Below are 17,202 nucleotides of genomic sequence, written 5' to 3'. Positions count from 1 at the left end.
GCTTGTCGCGCGCGGCAGGTATGCAAAACGGGGTGGAACCGCACGTTTGCAGTCCGTTCAGATCTCCCTGTCACAATGAACCATGACAATCAGCCAAACCGTCGTCGTGATCATCCTGTTGATCAACATCGTCACCTTCTGTATGTTCTGGTGGGACAAGGACGCGGCCCGCGAAGGGCATTGGCGCATTCCCGAAGGCAGGCTGCTCGGTCTCGCGCTGTTCGGCGGCAGCCTCGGAGCGGTCGCAGGGCAACAATTGCTTCGTCACAAGACCCGCAAAGAGCCGTTTCGCACCGAGCTCATGCAGATCGTCGCCCTTCATGTCTTCGTGCTGATCGCCTGGCTTTCCTCCCCCCTCTGGAAGGACCATGCAATGGCTCTCGCCGGGCAGATGGGTTCCTGACATTCGAAACATGCCTTGCCATCCGTCTTGACAGGCGCGCATATTCGTAACTATTATTATTACATGAAAAGAAACAGCCGTCTTTCCGCCGTCCTGCATGCGCTTCTCCACATGGCAGAACGGGATCGCCCGATGACCTCGGAAGAGATCGCCGCCTGCCTGCAAACCAATGCCGTCGTCGTCCGCCGCACCATGGCCGGGCTTCGCGAGGCGGGCCTGGTCACCTCCGGCCGCGGCCATGGTGGCGGCTGGACGATGGCCCGTGCCCTCGAGGATGTCAGCCTGCGCGACATCTACGCGGCCTTGGGTGAGCCCATGCTGTTCCAGATGGGCAATGTCAGCGAAAGCCCGGGCTGCCTTGTCGAGCAAGCCGTCAATCATGCGCTCGACGACGCCTTCCGCGATGCCGAGGCGATGCTGATCGCGCGACTTGGCGAAGTCACGCTGGCGGCACTCGCCGACGACTTCAAGCGGCGCTTTGCCGAACACCGGGCCGCGCTTAAACCGCACGGCTGACGGTCCCAACCACCTCAATCTGCTCACGCACCGGATTCCCGCATGGAATCCGGTTGGCGGAGCCATGACAGAAGGAACGATCATGCAACAGGACGCCATCATCATCGGCGGCGGCTTCGCCGGCCTCTCCGCCGCCTATATCCTCGGCCGCGCCCGCCGCCATGTGACGATCATCGACAGCGGCACGCCGCGCAACCGTTTTTCCGTCCATGCGCATGGCGTGCTGGGACATGACGGCAAGTCGGGAGCCGAAATCCTCGCCGAAGCCCGTGCGCAGCTTGCCGCCTATCCCACCGTGACCTTCGTGCAAGGGGAAGCTGACTCTGCGGTAGGTGCGGCCGACGATTTCAACGTCCGCATTGACGGACACGACAGCATCCCGACCCGGCGCATCCTGCTGGCGAGCGGCGTAGAGGACCGCCTGCCCGATATACCCGGCCTGCGGGAGCGCTGGGGCAAGACCGTGCTGCATTGCCCCTATTGCCACGGCTACGAGATCGGTGGCGGCGCAATCGGCGTCATCGCCACCCATCCGATGTCGGCGCATCAGGCGACCGTGGTCGCCGACTGGGGCGACGTCACGCTCTTCACCAACGGCATGCCGGAGCCGGACGAGGCGACGCTCGATCTTCTGGCACAGCGCGGGGTCAGCCTGCAACCGGGTGTCGTCACAGCCATCGAGGGCGAGACGGACACGCCGATGCAGGTCCGGCTCGCAAGCGGCAAGGGCATCACGGTCAAGGCGCTGTTCGCCGCCCCCGACCTGCACCTGCGCGGCACGCTGGCGCAGGATCTCGGCTGCTCGCTGGAAGACAGCCCGGCCGGCAAGATCATCGCCACCAATGCCATGAAGGCAACCAGCATCGCCGGGGTCTATGCCGCCGGCGACAATGCCCGCGCCTTCGGCAATATCACGCTCTCCTCCGCCGATGGCGTCATGGCCGGCCTCGGCATTCATCAGTCGCTGATGTTTGCAACGGCACATTCTTGACGGCAAGCCGATGGCCGCCTAAACATCAGTCGTCCCTTGGAGTTTTTATGTTTACCTCGTCTGAGATTGCCTGAGGGCCCTGCCCGCAAAACTGCTTTGCGCGCACGGGCCGGAAAACGAAGCCCTGACGTTCGAAAGAACGCCAGACCCGTTTTCATGCGTTCAACCGAACGCTTCTCGGATCTCACCATCAATGGACATTTCACGCGACGAACAGCGTATTCTTCACCTCATGGCCCAGGGCGGCCGCATCGAAGTCATTCGGACGGGCAAGACCGTCGACAAGGCACAATGCTTCACGCGAGACGGCTGGCTCTATCCCGATTTCGGGCTGGCGCTCTTCCGCAAGCTGAAACGCAAGAGGGCCATCGCCTCTTCCGGCGGCCGGCCGTACCGCATCACCCAGCGCGGCCTCGTCCTGGTCCGCGCGCAGTTGAACAACCGTTAGACATGGACCGGCGGGCGCACAAAGTGCCCGCCGGTTCCTTTATAGGAGGAAGTGGATCGCGGTGACGGTTGATGCCGGCACTCAGAACCACTCCCGCCCCTTATGGATCACAGGCTCTTCCAGCATCTTCGTCATGCCGATCGATTCCACGTCGCGGTCGAGTTTCGGCGCATAGGCGGTCGAGAGCGAACTCACGGAATATCCATGTTTGCGAAAGAAGCCGATCGCCTGCCTGTTCCGGGCATGCGTCTTGACCATGGCCGCCTCGAAGCCTTCAGCCTTGATTAAACGTTCGAGATCGGCGAGCAGCAGCGAACCGAGACCGCTTCGCTGCAGGGCGGGCACGATCCAGAGGTCGGAAATGCTGCCATCATTATCCTCGCGCGCCGCCCAGCCTGCGATGGCGCCACCGGTCTCGATGACGCTGACGGCAAACCATTGGGATCGGAGAAAGGAGAGAAACGAGAGTTCGGCGATCCGCCGCATCGCCTTGGCATCGGCGAGGCCGGAAACGGCCCGCTCCCAGGCGTCAAGCCCAACGGCCGACAAGGCAGCAATTTCATTTTCACGCGCAACGCGAACCGTGATCATGCGGCGGACCCTTTCCACCGCGAATAGAGCATCGGCGCCGCCGTTTGACCAGCAGCGCCGATGAAATTACCACCACTTTGCAGGCGAGAACCGGCCGGCGGCCTGTTCGATGACATGCGCCGTCTTGAACAGGGTTTCTTCCTCGAACGGCTTGCCGATCAGTTGCAGGCCAAGCGGCAGGCCCTTGTGATCGAGGCCGGCGGGCACGGCGATGCCCGGAAGGCCAGCCATGTTGACCGTCACCGTGAAGATGTCGTTCAGGTACATCTTGACCGGATCGGACGCCAGATCCTCGTCGGCGATACCGAAGGCCGACGACGGCGTGGCCGGGGTCAGGATGGCATCGACGCCCGCATGGAAGGCGAGTTCGAAGTCGCGCTTGATCAGCGTGCGGACTTTCTGCGCCTGCAGGTAATAGGCATCGTAATAGCCGGCAGACAGCACATAGGTGCCGATCATGATGCGGCGCTTGACCTCGGTGCCGAAGCCGGCGGCGCGGGTCTTTTCATACATGTCGGCAATATCCTTGCCATCGACGCGCAGACCGTAGCGAACGCCGTCATAGCGGGCAAGGTTGGACGAGGCTTCGGCCGGTGCGACGATGTAATAGGCCGGCAGCGCATATTTGGTATGCGGCAGGCTGATATCGACGACCTCGGCACCCGCGTCCTTCAGCCAGGCAATGCCCTGGCTCCAAAGGGTTTCGATTTCTTCCGGCATGCCATCGACGCGGTATTCCCTGGGAATGCCGATCTTCATGCCCTTCAGCGACTGGCCGAGCGAGGCTTCGTAGTCCGGCACCGGCAGATCGACGGAGGTCGTGTCCTTGGCGTCGACGGATGCCATCGACTTCAACAGGATCGCGGCGTCGCGGACGTCGCGGGCGATCGGGCCGGCCTGGTCGAGCGAGGATGCGAAGGCGACGATGCCCCAGCGCGAGCAGCGGCCATAGGTCGGCTTGATGCCGACGGTGCCGGTAAACGCAGCCGGCTGGCGGATCGAGCCGCCGGTATCGGTTGCGGTGGCGCCGGCGCAGAGGAAGGCGGCAACGGCCGCGGCCGACCCGCCGGATGAGCCGCCCGGAACGAGATCGAGGTTGGAACCGTTGGCGCGCCAGGGGTTCTTCACCGGACCGTAATAGGAACTTTCGTTCGACGAACCCATGGCGAACTCGTCCATGTTCAGCTTGCCGAGCATGACGGCGCCGTCGTTCCAGAGGTTCTGGGTGACGGTCGATTCGTATTTCGGCTTGAATCCGTCGAGAATGTGGCTGCAGGCCTGGGTATGAATGCCCTCCGTGCCGAACAGGTCCTTGATCCCGAGCGGAATGCCTTCGAGCGCACCAGCCTTGCCGGCGGCGATGCGGGCGTCGGATGCCTTGGCCATGTCGCGCGCCTTGTCCGGTGTCGTCACGACATAGGCATTCAGCGCACCGTTGGCTGCATCGATCGCGCCGATATAGGCTTCCGTCAGTTCGACGGCGGTGATGTCCTTGGCGGCAAGCTTTGTGCGCGCTTCAGCAATGGTCAGGCGGTTCAGGTCGGTCATGGCAGGCTTTCACAAATCAGGTGCGTTGGGGCGGCGCGGCAAGGTTTATTCGACAACCTTCGGGACGAGGAAGAAATTCCGGTCCTCGTTCGGCGCATTGGCAACGATATCGTCCGCCTTGTTTCCATCGGTGACGGCATCGACGCGCTTCTTCATCGCCATGGGCGTGACCGATGTCATCGGCTCGACGCCTTCGACATTCACTTCCGACAGTTGCTCGACGAAACCGAGAATGCCATTCAACTCGCCGGTCATGCGCTGCGCATCCTCTTCGGTGACGGCAATGCGGGCAAGACGCGCGACGCGCTTCACGGTGGCGAGGTCAACTGACATGGATAGTCTCCGAGTACAAAATTTCCTACCCGCTATAATCACCAAGCCCCGAGCACGCAACGGGGGAATCGCCGCGTTGCGTGCTGCTCGGGCATTTCGACGGCTACAGCGAGACAATACCGCCGGCGGCAGGGGTCTCTACTTTCGTCGCGGCACCGTCCATGGCGGCGACGAACAGTTCCGGCGTCTGGTCGATAATGCCGAACGAGCCGTAGTGGCAGGGGAGCACGGTGCCGAACTTGAAGAAACGCTGGCAAGCGAGCGCCGCCACGGCACCGCCCATGGTGAAACGATCGCCGATCGGGACGAGGCCGATGTCCGGCTGGTGCAGTTCGTGGATCAGCGCCATGTCGGAGAAGATATCGGTATCGCCCATGTGATAGAGCGTCGGCTCGTCCTCGAAATGCAACACGAGGCCATTGGCATTGCCGAGCGAATGCGATACGCCGTCCTCGGTCAGTTGCGCCGAGGAATGCAGCGCATTGACGAAGGTGGCGGAAAAGCCGCCGAGATGGATGGTGCCGCCGGTATTGCCCATCTCCAGCGCCTGAACCCCCTTCGAACCGAGCCAGGCGGCGAGATCGGCATTGGCGATCACGGTGGCGCCGGTTTCCTTCGCCAGCGCGATCGTATCGCCGACATGGTCTCCGTGACCGTGTGTCAGGAGGATATGCGTCAGGCCGGCGGCGGCATCCTTGCGAGAGGATTCGTCGAAGGACGGATTGCCTGTGAAAAAGGGATCAATCAGGATCTTCGCGGTCGCGGTTTCCAGACGGAAGGCGGAATGGCCGAGCCATTTGATCTTCATGACGTGCTCCTTTGGATTCTTACGGAAGAATATGACATAGGTGGATATACGCGAATGACATTGAGTGTGAATTGGAAATGACGATGACAACTGCCGATGACGAATATGTGTATGACGAGGCAACCGGCGAATGGCGCCCGGCGTCCGAAATGGCCGCGGCCGCCGCTGAAGCAGCGATCGTGCGCGATGCCGCCGGCAACCAGCTTGTCGATGGCGATTCGGTGACGCTGATCAAGGATCTCAAGGTGAAGGGCGCCGGCACGACGCTGAAGCAGGGAACTGTGATCAGGTCGATCCGGCTGACCGACAACGTGGACGAGATCGATTGCCGTCATGAGAGTATCAAGGGCCTTGTGCTGCGCACCGAATTTGTCCGCAAGCGCTGAGCCCGGGATGCCCACTCTGACGATCGAACAATTGTCGAGCACACTTCTGCCGGGCCAGCCGGTGGCTGGGCTCGACCTCGGAACCAAGACGATCGGGCTTTCCGTTTCCGATATAGGCCGCCGCTTCTCCAGCCCACGCCCGGTCCTCCAACGCGTGAAATTCGGCAAGGACGCCGGGTTGCTGCTCGATTTCGCGGCAAGGGAAAAAGTCGCCGCCTTCATCATCGGCCTGCCCGTCAACATGGACGGCTCAAGCGGACCGCGCGTGCAGGCGACGAAAGCCTTCGTGCGGCTGATGGAGGAAAAGACCAGCCTGCCCTTCGTCTACTGGGACGAACGGCTGTCGACGGTCGCCGCCGAACGGGCGCTGCTGGAGATGGACGTCTCTCGAAAGAAGCGGGCGGAACGGATCGATTCTGCAGCCGCCAGCTTTATCCTTCAGGGCGCGCTCGACAGATTGGCATCGCTCGCGAAAGGGGCTGCGGCCGGCTCCGAAGGCTGAGCGGCCGGGAATCGCCGCCGGTACCAGGCGCGGATCTCGCGGCGTTTGCGAAACGCGATGATCGCAAAGACGATCAGACTGTCGAAGGCGATGGCGCGAGCGACCAGCGGCGGAATGCTTTCCGGCGGAATGCCGAGCACATGACCATAGATTGCGAAGACGAGGTCATGCGCCTGGCGTGTCAGCATGAAGATGCCGAAATTCATGTCGTAGAAGGAAAGACCATACCAGCCGGTGAGAAGCAGGACCGGGCAAGCCCAGAGAATGAGAAACCACTTCATGCCGTTCTCCCCTCGCCGATAAAGCCGCGTTTGAACAAAGCCGACAGCCAATCCAGGGCAAGCAGGCCGACCAGAATGACGGCCGGGACCGCCAGATCGAGCGTCAGCGTTGCAAAAAACATCATCATGATGATCGTCAAGCCAGTTCTCACCGAACCTGCCTCATGCTGGGTATCGTTAATATTCTCGTCGGATTTCACTCTTGCCCGTTAACCCTGCCGGCGCAACGTAAACCATTTGTTAAGGTTAATTTCCGGGCGCGCGGTTGCCGACCTGTGGACAAGAGGGTATCGGTAAAACCACCCCTCTTCAGGCTTCCCATGACGATCATCTTCGAAAGCATCCTGCCGGTCTTCCTGCTCGTCTCGCTGGGCGTCTGGCTGAAGCGATCGCCGCTGATCAACATCACGCTCTGGGACGGACTGGAGCAGCTCGGCTATTACATCCTCTTTCCTGCCTTGTTGTTCTCGACACTCGCGACAGCCGATTTCGCCGGCATGAAGACCGACGCGACCGCCGTCGCCACGATCGGCAGCATCTCGTTGATGTCGGCGGCACTGTTGCTCCTCTGGCCCCTGCTGCGCGCACGCCACGTTTCATCTTCCGCTTTTACCTCGGTCTTCCAGACCTCGACGCGCTGGAACGGTTTCATCGCTCTTGCGATCGCGCAGAAGCTCTACGGCCCGCTCGGCCTGAGCCTGACGGCGCTGGTGATGACGTTGCTGATCATCCCGATCAATCTCTGCAATATCGGCGTGCTGATCGGCTTCAACGGCGGCCCCAAGGGCATGCGTCATTTCGTCATCAAGATCGCCACCAATCCGCTGATCGTCGCCTCGGTGCTCGGCATCCTGATCAACCTGTTCGGGCTGACGGTCTATGATCCGGTGCTGACCGCAATCGAGATGCTGGCGCAAGCGTCGCTCAGCCTCGGCCTCGTGATGGTGGGCGCCGGTCTCAAGGTTGCCGACGCGCTGAGACCGAGCCGTGTCGCGCTGCTTACCGTCTTCCTGAAGCTGATCATCATGCCGGTCTTCATGGTCGGCGGCAGCTGGCTTCTGGGCATTCGCGGCGATGCGCTTCTGGTGATCGCGCTCGGCGCCGGCGTGCCGACCGCGATGAACGGCTATATTCTTGCCAAGCAGATGGGTGGCGATGCGCCGCTCTATGCCGCCGTCGCCACCATTCAGACGGTGGTCTCGTTCTTCACCATTCCGCTGGTACTGACCGTCACCGGCTATATCGCGGCCGGATAGAGCAGGTCGACGATATAGGCGGAATCGAAGCGCGAATCGAGCATGCCGTAGGTCGAGCGCCAGCCGGCGGCCAGCCGGGATTCGAGGAAGGCATCGGCAATGCGCCCTGCCCCGAGCCGATAGAGTTCGGCAGCGGCAGCAGCGAGCGCCAGTTGCTCCACCAGCATGCGGGCCGCTCCCTCGTCGCGCTCGCAGAGCGACATCGCGGCTCTCAGGACATCGACGGTCTTCTTTCCGGCCGGTCCGAGATCGCGGCTGATCACCTGAAACAGCAACTCGAACAGATCCTTGCCGCGTGTCAGGACCCGTAGCACATCGAGCGCCATGACATTGCCGGAGCCTTCCCAGATCGCGTTGACCGGGGCCTCGCGATAATGCCGGGCGATCGGACGTTCCTCGACATAACCGCTGCCGCCGATGCATTCCATCGCCTCGTAGATCAGCGCCGGCGCGATCTTGCAGCTCCAGTATTTGGCGACCGGCGTCATGATCCGGGCATAGGCGGCATCCTCGGCACTGTCGCGCGCCTTGTCGAAGGCTTCGGCCAGACGGAAGGACAGCGCGCTTGCAGCCGCCACGTCAAGCGCCATGTCGGCGAGAACGCGCGTCATCATCGGCTGGGCAACCAGCGGCTTGCCGGAAATCTTGCGGCCGCGCACGTGATGCACAGCCTCGGCCAGCGAAGCGCGCATCATGCCGGCAGATGCCAGCGCGCAATCGAGCCGCGTCAGCGTGACCATGTCGAGAATGGTGCGGATGCCGGCATCCGCCGTTCCGAGCAGAAAGCCGAACGTCTCGGAAAACTCCACCTCGGACGACGCATTCGAGCGGTTGCCGATCTTGTCCTTCAGCCGCTGGAACTTGAGGCCATTCGCCGAACCGTCCTCGAGCAGGCGCGGAACGAGAAAACAGCCGAGACCGTCGCGCGTTTGCGCCAGCATGACGAAGGCATCACTCATCGGCGCCGACATGAACCACTTGTGGCCAGTCAGGCGGTAGATGCCCTCGCCCACCCGCTCCGCCGTCGAGGTGTTGGCGCGAACGTCTGTGCCGCCCTGCTTTTCTGTCATGCCCATGCCGATGGTGACGGACGATTTCTGCATCCACGGCTTGTTGGACGAATCATATTTCCGCGACAGGATTTTAGGCGCCCATTCCTTCTGCACTGCCGGAGACGCCGAGATTGCGGCGACCGAGGCGCTGGTCATGGTCAACGGGCAGAGATGACCGCATTCCAGTTGTGCGGTCAGATAGAAGCGCAAGGCCCGGGCCTTGTGCGAGCGGCCGCGCTCGTCGGCGACGTTCTCCCAGGCCGAGGCATGCAGGCCCGAGGTCATAGAGCGGCGCATCAGCGCGTGCCAGGCGGGATGGAAATCGACGACATCGAGGCGTTCGCCGCGCGGCCCATGGGTGCGCAGCTTCGGCACGCCTTCGTTCGCCATGCGCGCGAGGTCCTGCGCCTCCGGCGAGGTCACATAGCGGCCGATCGCTTCGAAGTCGTCCCGCAACGGCCGGGGCATCGAGGCGGCAACATCGACCAGCAGCGGATCGGAGCGGAAGGCGTTGATCCCCGACCAGGGTTTCGGCTGGTTCAGATCGGCGAGTTTCTGTTCGGTTCGGTTCAGAGTCATGTCGCGTTTCTAGCTCAAGTCCCGATGCTTAGGAACAGCACCGGCACGGGATAAACACGCTTGCCGCAACATTTTGCTGGCGACGGCAAAACGGCCAGAAAAGCATGGGGATGCGACCGGTTTGCAACGGCTGCGCCTTGCCGCTTTACCGGACAGTCATTATAGAGCACGCAACTTCGAAAAAATGAGGCGGCTTCCCATGGATTTCTTTCCGCATCGCCACCTGCTGGGCATCAAGGGCCTGACGGAACAGGACATCACGCTGCTGCTCGATCGGGCAGACGAAGCCGTCAAGATTTCCCGGCAGAGAGAAAAGAAGACATCGACGCTGCGCGGCCTGACGCAGATCAACCTGTTCTTCGAGGCCTCGACCCGAACGCAATCCTCGTTCGAACTGGCCGGCAAGCGGCTGGGCGCCGACGTCATGAACATGTCGGTCAGCAATTCGTCGGTGAAGAAGGGCGAGACGCTGATCGATACGGCGATGACGCTGAACGCCATGCATCCGGACGTTCTGGTCGTGCGCCACTCCTCCGCAGGTGCCGCCGCCCTGCTCGCCCAGAAAGTCTCCTGCTCCGTGGTCAATGCCGGCGATGGCCAGCATGAACATCCGACGCAGGCTCTGCTCGACGCGCTGACCATCCGCCGCGCCAAGGGCAAGCTGTCGCGCATCATCGTCGCCATCTGCGGCGACGTGCTGCATTCGCGCGTCGCCCGCTCCAATATCCTTCTCCTCAACCAGATGGGTGCACGCGTCCGCGTCGTCGCACCAGCCACGCTGCTGCCCTCCGGCATCGCCGACATGGGCGCGGAGGTCTATCACTCGATGGAGGAAGGCCTGAAGGACGCCGACGTGGTGATGATGCTGCGCCTGCAGCGCGAGCGCATGGCCGGCTCCTTCGTGCCTTCGGTGCGCGAATATTTCCGTTATTACGGCCTGGACGCCGAAAAGCTGAAGGCCGCCAAGGAAGATGCGCTCGTCATGCATCCCGGCCCGATGAACCGCGGCGTCGAAATCGCGTCGGAAATCGCCGATGGTCCGCAAAGCGTCATCGAGCAGCAGGTCGAGATGGGGGTCGCCGTGCGCATGGCGGTGATGGAAACGCTTCTTCTCTCGCAGAACCAGGGGCCGCGCGCATGACCAACTCCCTCGTCCTCAAGAACGTACGCATCATCGACCCCTCACGCAAACTCGACGAAACCGGCGATATCATCGTCGAAGACGGTGTCGTCACCGCAGCCGGCAAGGATGCCAAGGGCGCGCCAGCCGGTGCCGAAATCCGTGATTGCAACGGCCTTGTCGCCGTGCCCGGCCTTGTGGATGCGCGCGTCTTCGTCGGCGAACCCGGCGGCGAATATCGCGAGACCATCGAATCCGCCTCGCGCGCGGCCGCGGCCGGCGGCGTCACCTCGATCATCACCATGCCCGACACCGATCCGGTGATCGACGATATCGCGCTGGTCGAATTCGTCCAGAAGACCGCGCGAGACAAGGCGCTGATCAATGTCTATCCGGCCGCGGCCCTCACCAAGCATCTCGACGGTAAAGAGATGACCGAGTTCGGGCTGTTGCGCGAGGCCGGCGCCGTCTGCTTCACCAATGGCCGCGAACCGCTTCACGACACGCTGCTGCTGCGCCGCGCCATGACCTATGCCCGCGAATTCGGCGCCGTCATCGCACTCGAGACCCGCGACAAGTATTTGGGCGCCGGCGGCGTCATGAACGAGGGGCTGCTGGCAAGCTGGCTCGGCCTTTCGGGCGTGCCGCGCGAAGCCGAAATCATCCCGCTGGAGCGCGACCTGCGCATCGCCGGTCTGACCAAGGCGGCCTATCACGCTGCGAAAATCTCGCTGCCGGAATCGGCCGAAGCCATCGCCACGGCCCGCAAACGTGGCGCCAACGTCACCTGCGGCATCTCGATCAACCATCTGACGCTGAACGAGAACGATATCGGCGAATACCGCACCTTCTTCAAGCTTTCGCCGCCGCTGCGTGGCGAGGACGATCGCGTTGCGATGGTCGAGGCGCTGGCAAATGGCACGATCGACATCATTGTCTCCTCGCACGATCCGCAGGATGTCGACACCAAGCGCCTGCCCTTCGCCGACGCCGCTGATGGCGCGATCGGGCTCGAAACGCTTCTGCCGGCGGCCCTGCGGCTGTATCACAGCGGTGGCGTGCCGCTGATGCGCCTGATTGATGCGCTGTCCACCCGTCCGGCACAGATCTTCGGCCTTGATGCCGGCACGCTGAAACCCGGCGCCAAGGCCGACATAACGCTGATCGACCTGGAAGAGCCCTGGCTGTTCGGCAAGGATTCGATCGTGTCGCGCTCGAAAAACACGCCGTTCGAAAATGCCCGCTTTACCGGCCGGGCCGTGGCGACCTATGTTGCGGGAAAACTGGTTTATTCGCTCTGATCGAGCGTGTGGCTTGCCCCCTCTCCCCGTTCAGGACGGGCAGAGAGTCAGGGTGAACGGCGGAATTGGGGAGGCAGTACGTGGCCGACATATTTTCCTGGCAGCTTGCGCTGCCTCTGACACTTGGCTGCCTCCTTTTTGGCTATCTGCTCGGCACAATCCCGTTCGGCCTCATCCTCACCCGCATGGCCGGGCTCGGTGATGTCCGCAAGATCGGTTCCGGTAATATCGGCGCGACCAACGTTCTGCGCACCGGCAACAGGAAGCTGGCCGCCGCAACCCTTTTGCTCGACGCGCTCAAGGGAACGGCAGCGGCGGCGATCGCGTCCCACTGGGGCATCGAAGCCGGTATCGCCGCGGGCTTTGCCGCGTTCCTTGGTCACCTCTTCCCCGTCTGGCTCGGCTTCAAGGGCGGCAAGGGCATTGCCACCTATATCGGCGTCCTGCTTGGCCTTGCTCCGCTGATTGTTCTCGTCTTTGCCGCGGTCTGGCTCGGCATGGCCAAGCTCACCCGTTATTCCTCGCTCTCGGCGCTGGTTGCAACCGTCGTCGTTCCGGTTGTACTGTTGGCAACGGGTTATGGGAAAATCGGCATTCTGTTTGTGGTGATGAGCATCATCACCTGGATCAAGCACAAGGCGAACATCCAGCGGCTTCTGGCCGGGACCGAGGGCCGGATCGGGGAAAAGGGATAAGACCGGATGTCGAACGGCAGCGCGGGACGGAATGGGATTGCGCTGACGGAACGACAGAGAATTGCCTGGCTAAGGCTGATCCGCAGCGACAATGTCGGGCCTGCCACCTTCCGCGACCTCATCAATCATTTCGGCTCTGCCGAGACGGCGCTGGAGATGCTGCCGGAACTGTCGCGGCGTGGCGGTTCGACCCGGGCCATCCGTGTCGCCTCCGTCGCCGAAGCCGAAAAGGAACTGGCGATCGCGCATCGCCTCGGCGCCCGCTTCATCGGCATCGGCGAGCCCGACTATCCGCCGGCTTTGCGCCAGATCGACGGTGCGCCGCCATTGCTTGCGGTCAAGGGCAATCCCGCCATCGGCACCGTTCCGTCACTCGGCATCGTCGGATCCCGCAACGCCTCGATCAGCGGCACCAAGTTCGCCGCGATGATGGCGCGCGATGTCGGGCGGACGGGTTACTCCATTATCTCGGGCCTTGCACGCGGCATCGACACGGCGGCCCACCGCGCCAGCCTCGACACGGGAACGATCGCCGCGCTTGCCGGCGGCCTCGACCAGCCCTATCCGCCGGAAAATGTCGGCCTGCTCGACGACATCACCGCCGGCAATGGCTTGGCGATCAGCGAAATGCCATTCGGCTGGGAGCCGCGCGCCCGTGACTTCCCGCGCCGCAACCGGCTGATTGCCGGTGTCAGTCTCGGGCTTCTCGTCGTAGAGGCCGCCTCACGATCCGGCTCACTGATCACGGCCCGCTATGCCGGCGATTTCGGCCGGCTTGTCTTCGCAGTGCCGGGGTCGCCGCTCGATCCGCGCTGCCATGGGACGAATGGGCTTTTGAAGGACGGGGCGATCGTCACGACCGAGGCACAGGATATTCTTCAGGCGCTGGCGCCGCTCAGCCGCATCGATCTGTTTACGCCGCCGCAGGCGGAGGAACCCGGCGAACACGATTCCGGCCCGATGGCGCCGCCGCCGGATGACAACGATCGCGGCCGGATCACCGATGCGCTTGGCCCGACGCCCGTCGAGATCGATGACATCATCCGCCACACCGGGCTTTCGGCATCCGCCGTCTATCTCGTCCTCCTAGAACTTGATCTTGCCGGTCGGCTTCATCGGCATCCCGGCGGCCTGGTTTCCCTCAGCATTGGCGAATGACAACAGCCGTTTTCCGGACAGGATGTCGCCAGCCTCGACGAAGGCCATCTCGATCAGGTAGCAGAGCATGTCGGCGCCTTCATTGCTGGCGACGCCGCGAAGTTCACCAAGCATCTGCCGGATATAGGCGACCTTTTCATGGGCCTGCGTTTCTTTCTTGCCGGCCCCGCTCGAATTCGGAATCATCGGTTTTCCCTGTTGTGCATTCAACTTCGCCCAATCGGCAGGCCACCATGTTCGAGCGAAACCCAATACGACGCTCTTGTCGTGTCAGCCCGTTCCCCACCGTGCCGAACGCTCTGTTCGGGCTTCGTTTTCATTGGGATCGGGTACACTTCAAGAACGATAACGCATTTATCTTTAATTGCAATAAAAACGTAATCTCTTATAGGTTGCATTGCGTTGTATGGGCTTATTTTCCACCCGGCACTTGACCGCAGGCGAATCCCTGTCCATGTCGGGGCATCGATATTTCCCAATGTGCCGCCCTTCCCGGCCTGGCACAGCTTTGAACGGTTGCGTTGAGAATATGACCATGAATGTCGTCGTCGTGGAATCGCCTGCAAAGGCGAAGACCATCAACAAGTATCTCGGACCCGGCTACAAGGTGCTTGCCTCGTTCGGCCATGTGCGCGACCTGCCCGCCAAGGACGGCTCCGTGCTGCCGGACGAAGACTTCGCCATGCTCTGGGAGGTGGACACCGCGTCGGCCAAGCGCATGAAGGATATCGGCGACGCCCTGAAATCGTCCGACGGCCTCATTCTCGCGACCGACCCGGATCGCGAGGGAGAAGCAATTTCCTGGCACGTGCTCGATCTTCTGAGGAAGAAGAAGCTGATCGGCGACAAGCCGGTGAGCCGCGTCGTCTTCAACGCCATCACAAAGAAATCCGTGCTGGAGGCAATGGCCAATCCGCGTGACATCGACGTACCGCTGGTCGATGCTTACCTGGCGCGCCGTGCGCTCGACTATCTCGTCGGCTTCAACCTGTCGCCGGTCCTGTGGCGTAAGCTTCCCGGCGCCCGTTCCGCAGGTCGCGTGCAGTCGGTTGCGCTGCGTCTCGTCTGCGATCGCGAAGCCGAGATCGAGCGGTTCGTCTCGGAAGAATACTGGAACCTGTCGGCGCTCCTGAAGACGCCGCGTGGCGACGAATTCGAGGCAAAGCTCGTTTCGGCCGATGGAAAGCGGCTCCAGCCCCGCGCCGTGACCAATGGCGAGGATGCCGGCAAGCTGAAAGCCTTGCTCGAAGGCGCGTCCTACACGGTCGACAGCATCGAGGCCAAGCCCGTCAAGCGCAATCCGTCGCCGCCCTTCACCACCTCGACGCTGCAGCAGGCGGCGTCCTCTAAGCTCGGTTTCTCCGCCTCGCGTACCATGCAGGTTGCACAGAAGCTTTACGAAGGCATCGACATCGGCGGCGAAACCGTCGGCCTCATCACCTATATGCGTACCGATGGCGTGCAGATGGCGCCTGAAGCGATCGATGCCGCCCGCACGGCGATCGCAGAACAGTTCGGCAATCGTTATGTTCCCGACAAGGCTCGCATCTATTCGACCAAGGCGAAGAACGCCCAGGAAGCCCACGAAGCCGTGCGTCCGACGGATTTCAACCGGACGCCTGATCAGGTAAAGCGCTTTCTCGACGCCGACCAGTTGCGTCTTTACGACCTGATCTGGAAGCGCGGCATCGCCAGCCAGATGGCGTCGGCAGAGATCGAACGCACGACCGCCGAGATTACCGCCGACAACAAGGGCGAGAAGGCCGGCCTGCGCGCCGTCGGCTCGGTCATCCGGTTCGACGGCTTCATCGCCGCCTATACCGACCAGAAGGAAGATGGCGAGCAGAGCGACGACGGTGACGAGGATGGCCGTCTGCCCGAGATCAATGCGCGCGAAAACCTCGCCAAGCAGAAGATCAATTCGACCCAGCATTTCACCGAGCCGCCGCCGCGCTATTCGGAAGCCTCGCTGATCAAGAAGATGGAAGAGCTCGGCATCGGCCGCCCTTCCACCTATGCCGCGACGCTGAAGACGCTGAGCGACCGCGAATATGTCGTCATCGACAAGCGCAAGCTGGTCCCCGAAGCCAAGGGCCGGCTGGTCACGGCCTTCCTCGAAAGCTTCTTCGCGCGTTATGTCGAGTATGATTTCACGGCATCGCTGGAAGAAAAGCTCGACCAGATTTCCGCAGGCGAACTGAACTGGAAGGACGTGCTGCGCGACTTCTGGAAGGATTTCTTCGCCCAGATCGAAGACACCAAGGAGTTGCGTGTCACCAACGTGCTCGACGCGCTGAACGAGGAACTGGCGCCGCTGGTCTTCCCGAAGCGCGAGGACGGCAGCGATCCGCGTACCTGCCAGGTCTGCGGCACCGGCAAGCTGTCGCTGAAGCTCGGCCGCAATGGCGCCTTCATCGGTTGCTCCAACTATCCAGAATGCAAGTATACGCGTCCGTTCGGCGCGGAGGCCGTGAATGGCGAGGCAAGCGCCAGCAACGAGCCGCTGTCGCTGGGCAAGGATCCGCATACGAACGAGGACATCACCCTCCGCTCCGGTCGTTTCGGGCCTTATGTCCAGCGCGGCGACGGCAAGGAAGCCAAGCGCTCCAGCCTTCCCAAGGGCTGGACGCCTGCCAGCATCGACCATGAAAAGGCGCTCGCCCTGCTTTCCCTGCCACGTGATATCGGCGCCCATCCGGAATCCGGCAAGATGATCTCGTCCGGCCTCGGCCGCTACGGACCATTCATCCTGCATGATGGAAAATATGCCAATGTCGAGAGCATCGAGGACGTGTTCTCGATCGGCCTCAACCGCGCCGTCTCGGTGCTCGCCGACAAGGCAGCCAAGGGACCGGGCGGACGCGGTGCAACCGCTGCGGCGCTGAAGGAGCTCGGCGATCATCCGGATGGCGGCGCAATCACCGTGCGCGACGGCAAGTATGGTCCCTATGTCAACTGGGGCAAGGTCAACGCGACCCTGCCGAAGGCAAAAGACCCGGCAAGCGTCACACTGGAAGAATCTCTGGTGCTGATCGCCGAGCGCATCGCCAAGGGCGGCATCAAGCCGGCCAAGGGCAAGACGGCGAAGGCCACGAAGCCGAAGACCGCAAAGGCTGAAGGCGCAACCGCGGCGAAATCGGCAAAACCCAAGACGCCTGCGAAACCGAAAGCCGCCGCCAAATCGAAAGTGGCTGCCAAGCCCAAGGCGGCAGCAAAAGCCAAGAAGGCCTGAAC

At 62.4% G+C, this 17,202-nt stretch carries 20 protein-coding genes; 12 read left to right on the top strand and 8 right to left on the bottom strand.

Translation table 11 applies throughout. From position 1 onward, the window contains the following. Positions 1-82: 82 nt before the first annotated feature. The 4 genes from VL202_RS20470 (at position 83) to VL202_RS20455 (ending at position 2,358) form a co-directional block, all read left to right on the top strand. On the top strand, positions 83-403 hold the full coding sequence (locus VL202_RS20470; protein ID WP_325465916.1) for a DUF1294 domain-containing protein: 321 nt from the start codon (positions 83-85) through the stop codon (positions 401-403). A gap of 63 nt (positions 404-466) precedes the next feature. Then, the gene (locus VL202_RS20465; RefSeq protein WP_325465915.1) at positions 467-919 is read left to right on the top strand and encodes an Rrf2 family transcriptional regulator; all 453 of its coding nucleotides are present in this window, start codon (positions 467-469) and stop codon (positions 917-919) included. An 82-nt stretch (positions 920-1,001) separates the two neighbouring features. Further along, positions 1,002-1,910, top strand: a complete 909-nt coding sequence (locus tag VL202_RS20460; RefSeq protein WP_325465914.1) for an NAD(P)/FAD-dependent oxidoreductase — start codon at positions 1,002-1,004, stop codon at positions 1,908-1,910. 193 nt (positions 1,911-2,103) lie between these two features. After that, positions 2,104-2,358, top strand: a complete 255-nt coding sequence (locus VL202_RS20455) for a YjhX family toxin (protein ID WP_325465913.1) — start codon at positions 2,104-2,106, stop codon at positions 2,356-2,358. A gap of 81 nt (positions 2,359-2,439) precedes the next feature. Here the strand turns inward: VL202_RS20455 and VL202_RS20450 are convergent, their stop codons facing one another. From VL202_RS20450 to VL202_RS20435, 4 genes are all read right to left on the bottom strand, one after another. Continuing rightward, on the bottom strand, positions 2,440-2,949 hold the full coding sequence (locus VL202_RS20450) for a GNAT family N-acetyltransferase (protein ID WP_325465912.1): 510 nt from the start codon (positions 2,947-2,949) through the stop codon (positions 2,440-2,442). Between the two features lie 66 nt (positions 2,950-3,015). Next, complete coding sequence (gatA, locus tag VL202_RS20445; protein WP_325465911.1) at positions 3,016-4,497, bottom strand: Asp-tRNA(Asn)/Glu-tRNA(Gln) amidotransferase subunit GatA; 1,482 nt, start codon at positions 4,495-4,497, stop codon at positions 3,016-3,018. A 45-nt stretch (positions 4,498-4,542) separates the two neighbouring features. Next, positions 4,543-4,830: an Asp-tRNA(Asn)/Glu-tRNA(Gln) amidotransferase subunit GatC gene (gene gatC, locus VL202_RS20440; RefSeq protein ID WP_113104348.1), complete on the bottom strand. Its 288-nt coding sequence runs from the start codon at positions 4,828-4,830 to the stop codon at positions 4,543-4,545. 103 nt (positions 4,831-4,933) lie between these two features. Further along, a complete protein-coding gene (locus VL202_RS20435) occupies positions 4,934-5,638 on the bottom strand; it encodes a metal-dependent hydrolase (protein ID WP_325465910.1) in 705 nt (234 codons plus the stop codon). An 83-nt stretch (positions 5,639-5,721) separates the two neighbouring features. Here VL202_RS20435 and VL202_RS20430 point away from each other — a divergent pair, with 83 nt between their 5' ends. Continuing rightward, positions 5,722-6,024, top strand: coding sequence for an alkylphosphonate utilization protein (locus tag VL202_RS20430; protein ID WP_325465909.1), 303 nt, complete (start codon positions 5,722-5,724; stop codon positions 6,022-6,024). A gap of 7 nt (positions 6,025-6,031) precedes the next feature. Then, the gene (gene ruvX, locus VL202_RS20425) at positions 6,032-6,526 is read left to right on the top strand and encodes a Holliday junction resolvase RuvX (RefSeq protein ID WP_325465908.1); all 495 of its coding nucleotides are present in this window, start codon (positions 6,032-6,034) and stop codon (positions 6,524-6,526) included. On the opposite strand, the gene VL202_RS20420 is transcribed toward ruvX, so the two are convergent. Further along, on the bottom strand, positions 6,463-6,807 hold the full coding sequence (locus VL202_RS20420) for a DUF6105 family protein (RefSeq protein ID WP_325465907.1): 345 nt from the start codon (positions 6,805-6,807) through the stop codon (positions 6,463-6,465). The genes ruvX and VL202_RS20420 overlap by 64 nt on opposite strands. Then, positions 6,804-7,007, bottom strand: coding sequence for a hypothetical protein (locus VL202_RS20415; RefSeq protein WP_325465906.1), 204 nt, complete (start codon positions 7,005-7,007; stop codon positions 6,804-6,806). The genes VL202_RS20420 and VL202_RS20415 overlap by 4 nt, the downstream gene beginning before the upstream one ends. A 120-nt stretch (positions 7,008-7,127) precedes the next feature. Here VL202_RS20415 and VL202_RS20410 point away from each other — a divergent pair, with 120 nt between their 5' ends. Continuing rightward, positions 7,128-8,063, top strand: coding sequence for an AEC family transporter (locus tag VL202_RS20410; RefSeq protein WP_325465905.1), 936 nt, complete (start codon positions 7,128-7,130; stop codon positions 8,061-8,063). On the opposite strand, the gene VL202_RS20405 is transcribed toward VL202_RS20410, so the two are convergent. After that, positions 8,045-9,694 (bottom strand): acyl-CoA dehydrogenase family protein, encoded by a 1,650-nt coding sequence (locus VL202_RS20405; protein WP_325465904.1) that lies wholly within the window; start codon positions 9,692-9,694, stop codon positions 8,045-8,047. The genes VL202_RS20410 and VL202_RS20405 overlap by 19 nt on opposite strands. Positions 9,695-9,893: 199 nt before the next feature. Between VL202_RS20405 and VL202_RS20400 the strand changes: the two genes are divergently transcribed. The 4 genes from VL202_RS20400 (at position 9,894) to dprA (ending at position 13,968) form a co-directional block, all read left to right on the top strand. Continuing rightward, positions 9,894-10,835, top strand: coding sequence for an aspartate carbamoyltransferase catalytic subunit (locus VL202_RS20400; RefSeq protein ID WP_113005646.1), 942 nt, complete (start codon positions 9,894-9,896; stop codon positions 10,833-10,835). After that, positions 10,832-12,115: a dihydroorotase gene (locus tag VL202_RS20395; protein WP_325465903.1), complete on the top strand. Its 1,284-nt coding sequence runs from the start codon at positions 10,832-10,834 to the stop codon at positions 12,113-12,115. Before VL202_RS20400 ends, VL202_RS20395 begins: the two co-directional genes overlap by 4 nt. Before the next feature lie 89 nt (positions 12,116-12,204). Then, positions 12,205-12,810 (top strand): glycerol-3-phosphate 1-O-acyltransferase PlsY, encoded by a 606-nt coding sequence (gene plsY / locus VL202_RS20390; protein ID WP_325465919.1) that lies wholly within the window; start codon positions 12,205-12,207, stop codon positions 12,808-12,810. A 6-nt stretch (positions 12,811-12,816) separates the two neighbouring features. Then, positions 12,817-13,968: a DNA-processing protein DprA gene (dprA, locus tag VL202_RS20385; RefSeq protein ID WP_325465902.1), complete on the top strand. Its 1,152-nt coding sequence runs from the start codon at positions 12,817-12,819 to the stop codon at positions 13,966-13,968. Here dprA and VL202_RS20380 read toward each other — a convergent pair. After that, a complete protein-coding gene (locus VL202_RS20380) occupies positions 13,897-14,154 on the bottom strand; it encodes a hypothetical protein (protein WP_325465901.1) in 258 nt (85 codons plus the stop codon). The genes dprA and VL202_RS20380 overlap by 72 nt on opposite strands. Positions 14,155-14,503: 349 nt before the next feature. On the opposite strand from VL202_RS20380, the gene topA reads away from it, so the two are divergent. Beyond that, a complete protein-coding gene (topA, locus tag VL202_RS20375; RefSeq protein WP_325465900.1) occupies positions 14,504-17,200 on the top strand; it encodes a type I DNA topoisomerase in 2,697 nt (898 codons plus the stop codon). Positions 17,201-17,202 lie beyond the last annotated feature (2 nt).

It is taken from the genome of Pararhizobium sp., assembly GCF_035497515.1.
GTDB lineage: Bacteria > Pseudomonadota > Alphaproteobacteria > Rhizobiales > Rhizobiaceae > Pararhizobium.
The sequence above is the reverse complement of the archived record's forward strand: the minus strand, read 5'-3'. Positions and strand labels throughout refer to the sequence as shown.